This window comes from Sphingomonas yabuuchiae (assembly GCF_001477495.1).
Classification (GTDB): domain Bacteria; phylum Pseudomonadota; class Alphaproteobacteria; order Sphingomonadales; family Sphingomonadaceae; genus Sphingomonas; species Sphingomonas yabuuchiae_A.
Window position 1 is genome coordinate 62,686 of the sequence record NZ_LDTF01000094.1, and the last position, 12,576, is coordinate 75,261.

14 protein-coding genes are annotated in these 12,576 nt (G+C 66.8%); 6 read left to right on the forward strand and 8 right to left on the reverse strand.

The features are described 5' to 3' along the window. Positions 1-40: 40 nt before the first annotated feature. The gene (locus NS355_RS15035; RefSeq protein WP_058746458.1) at positions 41-391 is read left to right on the forward strand and encodes a thiol-disulfide oxidoreductase DCC family protein; all 351 of its coding nucleotides are present in this window, start codon (positions 41-43) and stop codon (positions 389-391) included. 32 nt (positions 392-423) lie between these two features. On the opposite strand, the gene NS355_RS15040 is transcribed toward NS355_RS15035, so the two are convergent. After that, the gene (locus tag NS355_RS15040) at positions 424-1,089 is read right to left on the reverse strand and encodes a Crp/Fnr family transcriptional regulator (protein ID WP_244489705.1); all 666 of its coding nucleotides are present in this window, start codon (positions 1,087-1,089) and stop codon (positions 424-426) included. A gap of 235 nt (positions 1,090-1,324) precedes the next feature. Between NS355_RS15040 and murA the strand changes: the two genes are divergently transcribed. Next, positions 1,325-2,605 carry a UDP-N-acetylglucosamine 1-carboxyvinyltransferase gene (gene murA / locus NS355_RS15045; RefSeq protein WP_058746438.1) on the forward strand — a complete coding sequence of 427 codons (1,281 nt, stop codon included), beginning with the start codon at positions 1,325-1,327 and terminating at the stop codon, positions 2,603-2,605. A gap of 144 nt (positions 2,606-2,749) precedes the next feature. Here the strand turns inward: murA and NS355_RS15050 are convergent, their stop codons facing one another. After that, positions 2,750-3,511, reverse strand: a complete 762-nt coding sequence (locus NS355_RS15050) for a LytTR family DNA-binding domain-containing protein (protein ID WP_058746439.1) — start codon at positions 3,509-3,511, stop codon at positions 2,750-2,752. Positions 3,512-3,663: 152 nt separating this feature from the next. Between NS355_RS15050 and NS355_RS15055 the strand changes: the two genes are divergently transcribed. After that, entirely contained in the window at positions 3,664-4,191 is a 528-nt protein-coding gene (locus NS355_RS15055) for a DUF2306 domain-containing protein (protein WP_058746440.1), read from the forward strand. Positions 4,192-4,236: 45 nt separating this feature from the next. Here NS355_RS15055 and NS355_RS15060 read toward each other — a convergent pair whose 3' ends face one another. Both NS355_RS15060 and NS355_RS15065 read right to left on the reverse strand, forming a co-directional pair. Next, positions 4,237-5,829 (reverse strand): cisplatin damage response ATP-dependent DNA ligase, encoded by a 1,593-nt coding sequence (locus NS355_RS15060; RefSeq protein ID WP_058746441.1) that lies wholly within the window; start codon positions 5,827-5,829, stop codon positions 4,237-4,239. Positions 5,830-5,835: 6 nt separating this feature from the next. Further along, positions 5,836-6,021 (reverse strand): DUF1328 domain-containing protein, encoded by a 186-nt coding sequence (locus NS355_RS15065; protein ID WP_007407044.1) that lies wholly within the window; start codon positions 6,019-6,021, stop codon positions 5,836-5,838. Positions 6,022-6,204: 183 nt separating this feature from the next. Between NS355_RS15065 and NS355_RS15070 the strand changes: the two genes are divergently transcribed. Further along, the gene (locus NS355_RS15070; RefSeq protein WP_058746442.1) at positions 6,205-6,933 is read left to right on the forward strand and encodes a Crp/Fnr family transcriptional regulator; all 729 of its coding nucleotides are present in this window, start codon (positions 6,205-6,207) and stop codon (positions 6,931-6,933) included. 53 nt (positions 6,934-6,986) lie between these two features. Here NS355_RS15070 and NS355_RS15075 read toward each other — a convergent pair whose 3' ends face one another. The 3 genes from NS355_RS15075 to NS355_RS15085 form a co-directional block, all read right to left on the reverse strand. After that, positions 6,987-7,484, reverse strand: a complete 498-nt coding sequence (locus tag NS355_RS15075) for a Dps family protein (protein WP_430727019.1) — start codon at positions 7,482-7,484, stop codon at positions 6,987-6,989. Between the two features lie 102 nt (positions 7,485-7,586). After that, entirely contained in the window at positions 7,587-8,144 is a 558-nt protein-coding gene (locus NS355_RS15080) for a hypothetical protein (protein WP_153008241.1), read from the reverse strand. Between the two features lie 11 nt (positions 8,145-8,155). Then, a complete protein-coding gene (locus NS355_RS15085; protein ID WP_244489706.1) occupies positions 8,156-8,515 on the reverse strand; it encodes a hypothetical protein in 360 nt (119 codons plus the stop codon). A gap of 172 nt (positions 8,516-8,687) precedes the next feature. Here NS355_RS15085 and rpmG point away from each other — a divergent pair, with 172 nt between their 5' ends. Continuing rightward, positions 8,688-8,855 carry a 50S ribosomal protein L33 gene (gene rpmG / locus NS355_RS15090; protein ID WP_007407030.1) on the forward strand — a complete coding sequence of 56 codons (168 nt, stop codon included), beginning with the start codon at positions 8,688-8,690 and terminating at the stop codon, positions 8,853-8,855. A 236-nt stretch (positions 8,856-9,091) separates the two neighbouring features. Here rpmG and NS355_RS15095 read toward each other — a convergent pair whose 3' ends face one another. Continuing rightward, positions 9,092-9,982: a LysR substrate-binding domain-containing protein gene (locus tag NS355_RS15095; RefSeq protein ID WP_058746445.1), complete on the reverse strand. Its 891-nt coding sequence runs from the start codon at positions 9,980-9,982 to the stop codon at positions 9,092-9,094. A 263-nt stretch (positions 9,983-10,245) separates the two neighbouring features. Here NS355_RS15095 and NS355_RS15100 point away from each other — a divergent pair, with 263 nt between their 5' ends. Further along, positions 10,246-12,537: a CDC48 family AAA ATPase gene (locus NS355_RS15100; RefSeq protein WP_058746446.1), complete on the forward strand. Its 2,292-nt coding sequence runs from the start codon at positions 10,246-10,248 to the stop codon at positions 12,535-12,537. Positions 12,538-12,576 lie beyond the last annotated feature (39 nt).

A 12,576-nucleotide genomic window follows, 5' to 3' on the forward strand; every position in this document is an offset into this window, starting at 1 on the left:
CGGCCCGGTCGTGATCGGGCCGCCCTTGCCGGAGAAGAGCATGACGACCGTTACCGTCTGGTACGACGCCGCCTGTCCGCTGTGTCGCCGCGAGATCGCGGTGATGCGGCGGCTGGATCGGCGTGGGCGGATCGAATTCGTCGCGATCGGTGGGGAGGGGCCCGACCAGTGCCCGATCGACCGCGACACGCTGCTCGCGCGCTTCCATGCGCGCGAGGATGGCCGGATGCTGTCGGGCGCGGCGGCCTTTGCCGCGATGTGGCGGGCTATCCCGCTGTTGCGGCCGCTGGGCCTGGCGGCGCGCTCGCCATGGGTACTGGCGTTGCTCGAGCGCGGCTATCGGCGCTTCCTGAAGGTTCGTCCGCGCCTGCAACATTGGGCGGGCGCCTGATCGTTCCTCCCCTTGCCGGGCGAGGGAGGGCCTCAATGCCCCGGCGGAAGCCAGCTGAGGTCCAGTCCCTCGAATCGATCGATATAGCCTGCTTCGCGCACGAGGCGTGCTTCGTCGAGCAGGTGGACGCGCCCGCCCTGGCGCTTGATCAGCCCGTCGTCCTCCAACTGGCGCAGCATCCGGTTGACGTGGACGGCGGTCAGCCCGATCGCGTCGCCCATCTCCTCCTGGGTCAGGCCGGGGGCGAAGGACTCGGCCACCTCCATGCCCGCCTGGCGCATCTGGCCGCGCAGCGACAGCAGCAGCGTCGCCACCCGCACCCGCGCCGAGGTACGACCCAGCCCGGCCAGCCGGTCGGTGGTGATGACCCGCTCGATCTGGTTGAGCACCAGGATCAGGCTGAACAGGCGGGGATGCCGGGCCGCCATAGCTGCGATCTGGCTCCGGTCGAAGGGGCAGACGATCGCGTTGGACACCGCCACCACCGTATCGGGCGAGCGGCCATAGACCAGTGCCGACAGCGCGAAGAGATCGCCGGGAAACAGGAAGCGGACGACCTGGCGGCTGCCATCATCGAGCAGGACATAGCACATCAACATGCCCTGCTGCACGACGAACAGCTCGTCGCTGCGCGCCTGTTCCTCTATCAATACCGCACCGCGCCGGATCGGCTTTGGCCGATCCTCCAGCCGTGCCAAGGCCTCACGCTCGGCCGGAGTCAATGAAACCCATTTGTTCAGGCGATCAGCTAGCCCGCAATTTGACACTGACACCTCATCCCCGGAGCGGACGAACGCCTTAGCCACCAAGGGTGCGACCATGCATTAATATCGATCAACCGGCCTTTTTCTTGGCTTTTCGTGCTCTTTCGCCATGGGGGGATGGGGCGCGACCCTTGGCGATGCCCGCCACGTCCGCTAGGAGGACGGGTCTATGGACCGTATCCTTATTCGCGGCGGCAACCAGCTGTCGGGCCGCCTGAAGATCTCGGGCGCGAAGAACGCCGCGCTCACCCTGATGCCCTGCGCGATCCTGACCGACGAACCGGTCACGCTGCGCAACCTGCCGCGCCTGGCCGATGTCGACGGGTTCGGCCATCTGCTGAACCAGATCGGCGCATCGACCCGTGTCGAGGGGACGCGTCCGGAGGATTTCGGCCGGGTCATGACGATCCGGGCGGGCCAGCTCTTCTCGACCGAGGCGCCGTACGACATCGTGCGCAAGATGCGCGCGTCGATCCTGGTGCTCGGCCCCATCCTGGCGCGGGCGGGCGAGGCGCGAGTGTCGCTGCCCGGCGGCTGCGCGATCGGCAACCGTCCGATCGACCTGCACCTGAAGGCGCTGGAGGCGATCGGCGCGGAGATCGAGCTGACCGCCGGTTACGTCAAGGCCAGCGCGCCCGGCGGTCGCCTGTCGGGTGGTCGCTACACCTTCCCGGTGGTGTCGGTCGGCGCGACCGAGAATGCGCTGATGGCCGCCGTGACGGCCAAGGGCACCTCGGTGCTGGGCAATGCCGCGCGCGAGCCCGAGATCGTCGACCTGTGCCGCCTGCTGATCGCGATGGGCGCGCGGATCGACGGCGTCGGTACCGAGACGCTGACCATCGAGGGTGTCGACCGGCTGCACGGCGCCACCTATTCGGTGATGCCCGACCGGATCGAAGCGGGCAGCTATGCCTGTGCCGCCGCGATCACCGGCGGCGACCTGGAACTGGTCGGCGCCTGTGCCGAGGATATGCGCGCCACCTTGTCCGCGCTGACCGAGGCGGGTGTGACGGTCGAGGAAAGCCGCGATTCGATCCGCGTTAAGGCCGATGGCCCGCTCCAGCCGCTGACCCTGTCGACCGCACCCTATCCGGGCTTCGCGACCGACATGCAGGCCCAGTTCATGGCGATGCTGTGCAAGGCGGAGGGCACCAGCACCCTGACCGAGACGATCTTCGAGAACCGCTACATGCATGTGCCGGAGCTGGCGCGGATGGGCGCGGACATCCAGGTCCATGGCCGCACCGCGATGGTGAAGGGTGTGAACAAGCTGACCGGCGCGCCGGTGATGGCGACCGACCTGCGCGCCTCGATGAGCCTGATCCTGGCGGGCCTGGCCGCCGAGGGCGAGACGTCGGTGAGCCGGGTCTACCACCTGGACCGGGGATACGAGCGTCTGGAAGAAAAGCTGTCGGCGGTCGGTGCGGATATCGAGCGCGTCGGCGACTGATTTCATCCTCCCCGGCACGGGGAGGTGGCAGGCCGAAGGCCTGACGGAGGGGGGCTTCCCAGAAGGATGCCCTTTGCGGCAAGCCCTCTCCACCACCGCTGTGCGGCGGTCCCCCTCCCCGTGCCGGGGAGGACGTTCAAGCTGCTACCACCAGCCCTCGGCTTCCAGCACCGGCACCATCGCGCGCGACACTCGCGCCTCGACCCCGCCGGTCAGGACCAGCCGGAGTCCGCGCCCCTCGCGATGCGTTTCGCGAACGGCTCCCCGTGCCACCCACCAGCTGCGGTGCACCTGCGCGCCGGCCAGCGGTGCGACCTCCTGCACGGCGTCGCGCATCCTCAGCAGGATCAGTTCCGACCCGTAAGCGCCATGGACGCGCAGATAATGGTCCTCCATCTCCAGTGCGACGATATCGGGGCCGAAACCGGGCGGCAGGCGATCGAGCAGGGCAGGGCGGGGCGCTGCGGTCGGTGGAGCGGGTTCGGGGGCGGCCGGCTCCGCCGTCACATGCCGTCGCTTTTGCCCATACCAGAGCAACAGGCTAGCCAGCCCCCCGATCACCAGCACATTGCCATAGAGAAGCAGCGCCCGATCCGCGTCGGGCCAGCGCAGCGGCTGGCCGAGTTGCTCGACCCACCAGACGATGACGCTCATCGGCACGCTGGCGAGAAACGTCGCCGTGGCCCAGCCCGCCACTTCAGGCAGATGAAGCCGCTCCGCCAAGGCCAGCGCGCCCGCCATCGTCGGCTTGTACAGCGCGTAGCCCGTCAGCATCAACGTGATCCAATAGATCAGGCGATAGGCGAAGCCCGATCCGAACGTTCCGAACGGCCCCAGTACCGCCAGCAGCAGGCCGACGCCGATCATCAGCGCGATATCGATGACTATACGGCGCGAGCGGGGCATCACGGCTCCGTGCCTATGGCCAATTGGCGCTTCGTGAAATGGCAAATCGGCCGCTCCACGAAGCGAAATCGCCCATCGACGTAGCCCGGCTGGCACGGGTTCGGCGAGGCGGCAGGACAGAGGCAACCCGTTTCCGATCAGGATTTCGACCGATGACCAGCCTTTCGATCGCCGCTTCGCATCGCCGCCCGTCCGATATCTCGCCAGCCGCCCGCTTTGCGATCCTGGCTGCGGGAGGGGCGCTGTCGCTGATGACCGTGGTCGCCATGGTGCGGGGGGCGCTGGGCCTCTCGCCGACGCTGGCACGGGTGCATGACGTGGCGGTGTTGATCCATCTCGGCTCGGTCCTGCCCGCCCTGCCGCTGGGGCTCTATGTCCTGCTGACCCGCAAAGGGGGTGCACGGCATCGGATGCTGGGCAAGCTGTGGGCCATGCTGATGGTGGTGGCGGCGTTATCGTCCCTGGCCCTGCGCGACCTGAATCATGGGCATTTCAGCTTCATCCACATCTTCGTGCCCGTCACGCTGATCGGCCTGTGGCGCGCGATCGCGGCGGCGCGGGCCGGGCGGATCGACACGCATAGCAAGGTGATGGTCAGCCTCTATCTAGCCGGTCTGATCGGCGCGGGCTCCTTCGCCTTCCTGCCCGGCCGGGTGATGGGGACATGGCTGTTCGGCTAAGGGGTTTCATTCATTCCTCCCCTTCCAGGGGAGGAACGAGATACCTTACGTCACCAGGCGCTTCAGCGTTTCCACCCGGTCGGCCTCGGCGGCGGGCTTGTCGGTGCGGATGCGGGCGATCCGGGGGAAGCGCATCGCGACGCCCGATTTGTGCCGCTTCGAGTCGTGGATCGAATCGAACGCGATCTCTAGCACCAGCGTCTTTTCCACTTCGCGAACCGGACCGAAGCGGTGGACGGTATGCGCGCGCACGAACCGGTCGAGCTGGCGCAATTCCTCGTCGGTGATCCCCGAATAGGCCTTGCCGACCGGCAGCAACTCGCCCTCCTCGGTCCAGCAGCCGAAGGTGTAGTCGCTATAATAGCTCGACCGCCGGCCATTGCCGCGCTGCGCGTACATCATCACGCAGTCGGCGGTCAGCGGATCACGCTTCCATTTGTACCACAGGCCGACACGCCGCCCGCCGCTATAGGGGGAGTCGCGGCGCTTGAGCATCACCCCCTCGATCGCGGCATCGCGCGCGGTGGCGCGCAAAGCTTCCAGGGCGGTGAAGTCCTCGGCCTCGATCACCGCGCTGACGTCGAACCGCTCGGGGTCGCGCTTTGCGGCAAATGTCTCCAGCCTTTTGCGCCGCTCGGTCCAGGGCAGAGCGCGGACGTCCTCGGTTCCGTCCACCAATATGTCGTAGAGCCGGACAAAGGCGGGGTATTCCGCCAGCATCTTCGCCGACACCGTCTTGCGCCCCAGCCGCTGTTGCAGCGCATTGAAGCTGGCCGCGCCGCCGCCATCCTCCAGCGTCCCGCCCTGATGCTCGCCCTTGACCAGCAACTCGCCGTCCACCGCACCGACCGCGTCGAAGGCGCTTGCCACGTCGGGAAAGGCATGGGTCACATCGTCGCCGGTCCGGCTGTAGAGGCGGGTCTGCCCGGCGACATGGACGATCTGTACCCGGATGCCGTCCCATTTCCATTCGGCGGCATAGTCGGTCAGGTCGACCCGCAGATCCTCCAGCGGATGGGCGAGCATGAAGGGGCGAAAGACGGGCACATCGGCGGGCGTCGGCTGCGCGCCCGTGCCTTCTCCCCAGGCGAAGAGCTCGGCATAAGGCGGCGACAAGCCGTGCCAGACCTCCTCGACCGCCTCGACGTCCAATCCGAAATGTTGGGCGAAGGCGGTCTTCGCAAGCCGAGCGGACAGGCCGATGCGCAAGCCCCCCGTCGCCATCTTGAGCAACGCGAACCGCTCCTCGGCGGTCGATCGGTCGAGCATGTCGGCCAGCACGGCGGGCGCGTCCGAACGCGACAGATGCCGCAGCCGCTCGACCACATCGCTGACCGACAGGGGGGCGGGATCGAGCGGCCGATCGGGCGCGGGCCAGAGCAGCGCGACCGTCTCGGCGGTGTCGCCGACATAATCCCGGCTCATGCGGAACAGCACAGGGTCAACCCGCTGCTCGATGAGCGCGCGGATCAGCGCGGGCTTGACGCCCGGCAGGTCGAGATCGCCCGTCAATGCCGCCATCGCCCAACCCCGGTCGGGATCGGGCGTGGCGGCGAGGTAATCCGCGACCAGCTTCAGCTTGGCGTTGCGCGAGCGCGTATAGATCAGCGCATCGAGCAACGCCGCGAATTCGCGCATGGGGGATCAGTCGATCGCGTTCTTCACCGACTTGCCCGCAACGAGTCCGAGCACGAGAAAGATCACGAACAGCGCGATCGCGATGAAGAACAGAATCTTGGCGATCCCGACGAACGCGCCGCCAATGCCCCCGAAACCGAGTGCCCCCAGGATCAATCCGACGACGAGGAAAGTGATGGCGAGCTTGAGCATGGGGTAATCCTCCTGACCTGATAAGGGGTTAACTGGCGGGGAGGGTTGGTGTTCCGATTACGGATGATCGGGGGGCCGGTTCGAAACGCCGGGCAGGGCCGGTCATCCCCATCGACACCGATTTTCCAATCTTATGCCAGGTCATTGGCAAGCGCGACGGTGCCGTGTGAAAGGCCGGTCATCATGTCCTATCCGATCCACCGCTTTCAGGCCATCTGTCGCCTGACCCCCGCCGAAGAACGGCATCTGACGACCTTGGGCGATGCCGAGATCGTGCGGCGGCGCGGCGAGACCTTTCAGAGGGAAGGCGATGCGCCGGGGGGCTTCCATCTGCATGTGCGCGGCTGGATCAGCTCATCCATCCTGCTGCGCAGCGGGAATCGGCTGATCCAGAAGATTCATCTGCCCGGCGACATATTGGGTACGCCCAGCATGGTCCTGCCCCAGGCCGCCGACACGCTGACCGCGATTACCGAGGCGGTGACGGCCTTCGTGCCCTATGAACGCTTCGGTCAACTCTTTACCCAGGCCCCACGTCTCGCCGCCTTGTTCACCATTGCGGTGCAGATGGAGCGGCTGGCGCTGATGGACGTGCTGGCCGTGACCGGCAACGCCTCGGCGCGTGAACAGCTGGCGCGGCTGCTGGTCGATCTCCATGCGCGGCTCAGCCCGATCGGAATGGTGCAGGATGACAGCTTTCATCTGCCGCTGACCCAGGAAGTGCTGGGCGACCTGCTCGGCCTGACCGCGGTGCACGTCAACCGCACGATCCGGGGCATGGAAGCCGATGGGATCATCTCCCGCGAGGGGCACCGGGTGCGCCTGTTGAACCTGCCTGCCCTTCGAGAAATCTCGCCGCTGCCGCCGCGGCGCCTTCAGTTCGAACCGGCCTGGCTGCCGGCGCCACTATGAAAAAAGGCCCCGGCATCGACCGGGGCCTTTTCAAATGGGTATGGGCCGCGCGATCAGCCCTTGCGGCCGGCCTCGAACAGGAACCAGGCGCGTTCCTCGGCCTGGTCGGTCCATTCGTCGACGATGCCGCTGGTGGCATTGTCCTTGGCATCCTCGGCGGCGTCCTTGACCGCGCGGAAGCGCTCGACGAGCTTGAGATTGTCGTCGCGCAGTTCGGCCAGCATGTCGGCAGCCGACACGAATTCGCGGTCATTGTCGACGATGGTCTGGCGGCGCGCGATGTCGCCGATCGAGCGCAGCGTGACGTTCCCGGTCTTGCGCACGCGCTCGGCGATGGCGTCGGTCACGCCCAGGATCTGCGCGGCCTGATCGTCGAGCATCAGGTGATAGTCGCGGAAATGCGGACCCGAGACGTGCCAGTGAAAATTCTTGGTCTTCAGATAAAGCGCATAGCAATCGGCCAGCGCGCCGTTCAGGGCGTCGGCGACGCTGGCGGTGGCGTTGCGGTTCAGGTCGGTCGGCGTATCGAGCGCCGGATTGATATCGGACATGGACATGCTCCCGCTGTCTGAGGAATCGTTGCGTTAACGATCCGATGGCCCAATGGCTCCCCCGCTGTCCATGGACTAAGCCTGCACTGTGTGATCGAACGCCTAGATCAATCCCTTCGCCGAAAGCGCGATGACGATGGCGATCAGGATCATGATCGCTCCGCCCGCTATCCGGATCGGCCGCCAGGCCAGCCTGCGCCACTCCCGCGCACCCAGCAGGATCGCAGGGATCAGCGCGCCGAGCATCCCCAGCATCGCGCCCGGCCAGGCCGCCCAGGGCAGGGGCGAGCGTGCGGCGGCGACTGCGACCAGCACCAGGCCCGATTCCATCAACAGGATCGTGCTCGCCCCCAACAAGGCGGTGCCGAACACCCCCAGCCGGACGGGCCCGAAGGGCGAACCGGCGCGGGGCAGCCGCCCCATCATGCCGATGCTCACCAGCACCAGCGCGACCGCCAGCAACAGGCTGCGCGTTTCCGGCGTCACCTGCGGCCCCAGCAACATCCCGATCCGGATCGCCACCGCCGCCAGCACGCCCTGCACCAGCAGGACCCCCGCCAGAACCGGCAGGGCGCGGTCCGTCCGTTCCACCAGTCTCTCGGCAAAACCGCTCAGTCGCCCGCCCGCCTGCGACAGCAGCGTGGCGACCAGAACGATCATCAGCGCATCCATCAGCTGGCCAGACGCACCGAACAGGTCTCGGCAAAGGCGTTGGCGGCCTGCCAGTCCTGCCGCTCGCTGGCGATGGCGTCGCTCAGGATCGCGAACCAGCCATGGACCGGCGCGGGTTCGTCCTGCCGCATGAGGGCGCGGTCGATGAAATGGGTGACGGTGACGGCGGGGACCAGCCCGTGGCGATGGGCGATGCGGCGTATCGCCTCCACCCCGTCGATCAGCTCGGCTGCCCGCGCATAGGGGGCGGACACGTCGAGCGCGGCGATTCGGGCCCAGAGCTGGTCGCGAATCTCGGCGGCGCCGATGCCCGCATGGGGTGATTCGCCCGGCTCCATCATGATGGTCATCCCTCTCATGCCCGTCCCGATAGCGGGAAGCGGCACGGTTTCCATAGGGTCTTGGCCGTAAAGAGGGGCTTAAATCGGGTGAAATGCTTGACTCAGGCGGGCCCATGGGCCATGGGCGGCCCTTATATAGCGGCGGCTCCGGCTGCCGCTTTCGCTTTTTCACGCATACAGGAACCAGGTCATGGCCAAGCCGACCACCGTCAAGATCAAGCTCGTCAGCTCGGCTGATACCGGCTTCTTTTACGTCACGAAGAAGAACCCGCGCACCAAGACCGAGAAGCTGAGCTTCAACAAGTACGACCCGGTCGTGCGCAAGCATGTCGAGTTCAAGGAAGCCAAGATCAAGTAATCGGCGGGCGGCGACCCCAGGGTCGCCCCGTGATTCTTGAAGGCGTGAAGCCGCCGTCCGAGAGGACGCGCGGCTTTTTGTCGATGGTTCTGCTCCCCCTCCCGCCTGCGGGAGGGGGCCGGGGGGAGGGCCTGGAGTCTCATAGAGACCATCGCCTGTGGCTTGCCCTCCCCCATCCCCTCCCGCTTGCGGGAGGGGCGTGTTTGTGGCGAGCGTCGGAACGCCAATTCCTGCCTTTATGCCGCTTCCGGATAGAGCGTGCGAATCAGCCAGTCGTGGAACAGCTTCACCGACTTGAGCTGAAGCGCCCGCGGGCGGCAGACGAACCAGTGGCTGTACGGGCTGTCGACCTCGATATCGAACAGCCGGACCAGGCGCGGATCGTGCGCATGTTCGAAATGGCTGGCGTGCATGAAGGCGACGCCGAGCCCTTGCGCCACCGCCTCCAGCATCAGGCCGCCCGAGTCGAAAAAGTCGATCGCCTTGGGCTTGATGTCGGTCAGTCCCGCGACCTGGCACCAGGCGGTAAAGGCGTCGGGCATTTCGCGGTGCAGCAAGGCCGTCATGCCGTTCAGCTGTTCGGGACGAAGCAGCGGATCGGGACCTTCGAGCAGCCGCTTGGCGCCGATGACATAGACTTTGTTGCGGTCGAGCCGCTTGGCATAGAGAGAGGGGTCGATGTCGCGGCCCAGTGCGATCACCGCGTCCAGCCCTTCGCCCAGCCGCGCAATGCCATGTCCGGCGGTGTCGATATCCAGATGCAGTTCGGGATGCGCCGCGCGCAGCAGGCCCATATGCGGGAACAGCCGCTGCGACGCATAGAGCGGCAGCACCCCCAGGCGCAGGCGCAGCACTTCCTGCCCGCTGGTCATCGCCTCCACCGCATCCGACAACTGGTCGAGCAGCGGCGCGATCTGCTCCATCAGACGCTGACCATCCTCGTTGGGCACCATCGCCTGATGCCGCCGGGCGAACAGAGGTTTGCCGACGAAACGTTCCAGCGTCTGCACCCGGCGGCTGAGCGCGGGCGCCGACAGGGCCAGTTCCTCGGCCGCCGCCTTGATGGAGCCCAGGCGAACGACCTGAACAAATGCTTCGATCGCACCCAGCGGGGGGAGCCTGCGCATGATCGTACCTGTACTCATTGACCTATAGGGCAGAGGATTGCACAAACTGCAATCATAGCCAAGCTTTTCGCACTTGCAACATAACGTGTCGCACCGCAAAAGGAACGGGCCTTTCAGGCATCCTCTCCTAAAAACTTTCACGGGCTGGTCGTTTCGATCGGCCCTTTTTTTTGCCTCGGCTCGGCCGTCCGCCCTTTCGCGGGCCGGAACCCGCCCCCACGTCCCGCGCTTTCGTGTTTCAGACACTTTGCCAAGGGACGATCATGGCCGACAGCGACGCGCCGACCCGCAAGATACAGGTGGCCAACAGCCGCCCCGAGGATTCGGGCCGGGGCCTCGCCCATGTCCCGCGTAGCCTGATGGCCGCGCTCGGCATTACCGAGGGCGATGTGGTCGAGATCGTCGGCAAGCAGGCGACACCCGCCCGCGCCGTCGCGCCCTATCCCGAGGACGAGGGTCTCGACCTCGTCCGCATCGACGGGTTGCAGCGCGCCAATGCGGGTGTCGGCTCGGGCGATTTCGTCGAGGTGCGCAAGGTCGAATCGAAGCCCGCGACTCGCGTCGTCTTTGCGCCTGCGCAGGAAAATCTGCGGCTCCAGGGTTCGGCCCAGGCGCTCAAGCGCACCTTCTTCAACCGTCCGCTCTGCCAGGGCGACGTAGTGGCGACGGCGGGGCAGCAGCGCGTCACCAACATGCCGCCGGGCGTCGCGCAGTTCATGAACGCGCCCGCCTATGCGCTCCAGGAAATCCGCCTCGCGGTCGTCGCCGCCAGCCCCAAGGGCGTGGTCCATATCGACGAGAATACCGAGGTCGAGCTGCGTCCCGAATATGAGGAACCGCGCGAGGCCCGTCGCGCCGACGTCACCTATGACGATATCGGCGGCATGGCGTCGACCATCGACCAGCTGCGCGAGATGGTCGAGCTCCCCTTGCGCTATCCCGAATTGTTCGAGCGGCTGGGCGTCGAGCCGCCCAAGGGCGTGCTGCTCCACGGGCCGCCCGGTACCGGCAAGACGCGGCTGGCGCGCGCCGTCGCCAACGAGTCGGACGCGCAATTCTTCCTGATCAACGGCCCCGAGATCATGGGCTCGGCCTATGGCGAGTCGGAGCAGCGGCTGCGCGAGATTTTCGAGGAGGCGACCAAGTCCGCCCCCTCGATCGTCTTCATCGACGAGATCGACTCGATCGCCCCCAAGCGCGACCGCGTGCAGGGCGAGGCGGAAAAGCGGCTCGTCGCGCAGTTGCTGACGCTGATGGACGGGCTGGAGGCGCGCGCGAACCTCGTCATCATCGCCGCGACCAACCGGCCCGAGGCGATCGACGAAGCGCTGCGAAGGCCCGGCCGGTTTGATCGCGAGATCGTGGTCGGCGTGCCCGACGAGCGCGGGCGGCGCGAGATATTGGGTATCCACACGCGCGGCATGCCGCTGGGCGACAAGGTCGACCTGAACGAACTGGCGCGCACCACCTTCGGTTTCGTCGGCGCGGATCTGGCCGCGCTGACGCGCGAGGCGGCGATCGAAGCGGTGCGGCGGATCATGCCGCGCCTGAACCTCGAGGAGCGGACGATCCCGGCCGAGGTGCTCGACACGCTGTCGGTCACGCGCGAGGATTTCCTGGAGGCGCTGAAGCGCGTCCAGCCCTCGGCGATGCGCGAGGTGATGGTGCAGGCGCCGACCGTCCGCTGGGAGGATGTCGGCGGCCTCGACACCGCGCAGATGAAGCTGAAGGAAGGCGTCGAGCTGCCGCTGAAGGACCCGGACGCCTTCCGGCGGCTGGGCATCCGGCCTGCCAAGGGCTTCCTGCTCTATGGTCCGCCCGGCACCGGCAAGACGCTGTTGGCGAAAGCGGTTGCGCGCGAGGCGCAGGCCAATTTCATCGCCACCAAATCGAGCGACCTGCTGTCCAAATGGTATGGCGAGAGCGAGCAGCAGATCACCCGGCTGTTCGCCCGTGCGCGGCAGGTGGCACCAACCGTGATCTTCATCGACGAACTCGATTCGCTGGTCCCGGCGCGTGGCGGTGGCTTGGGCGAACCGCAGGTGACTGAGCGGGTGGTCAACACCATCCTGGCCGAAATGGACGGGTTGGAGGAATTGCAGTCGGTCGTCGTGATCGGCGCGACCAACCGGCCCAATCTGGTCGATCCCGCGCTGTTGCGGCCCGGTCGGTTCGACGAACTCATCTATGTCGGCGTGCCGGACAAGGCCGGGCGGCGTCGTATCCTGGGCATCCAGACCGCCAAAATGCCGTTGGCCGAGGATGTCGACCTGGACGATGTGGCGGCGCGGACCGATCGATTCACCGGCGCGGATCTGGGCGATGTGGTGCGCCGGGCGGGCCTGATCGCGCTGCGCAAGTCGCTGGGCGCGACCCAGGTCGATATGGCCGCGTTCGACGAAGCGCTGACCGAGGCGCGGGCGAGCGTGACCCCGGAGATGGAGCGCGATTACGAACAGATCGCCGCCAAGCTGAAGCAGGAGGCGGCGGCGATCCAGCCGATCGGCTTCATCGCGCCGGGCATGCTGACGCCGCGAGGGGACAAGCAGCCGTAGCAGGCCGAGGCCGTTCCCGTCTAAGCCCCTCCTCCCGGC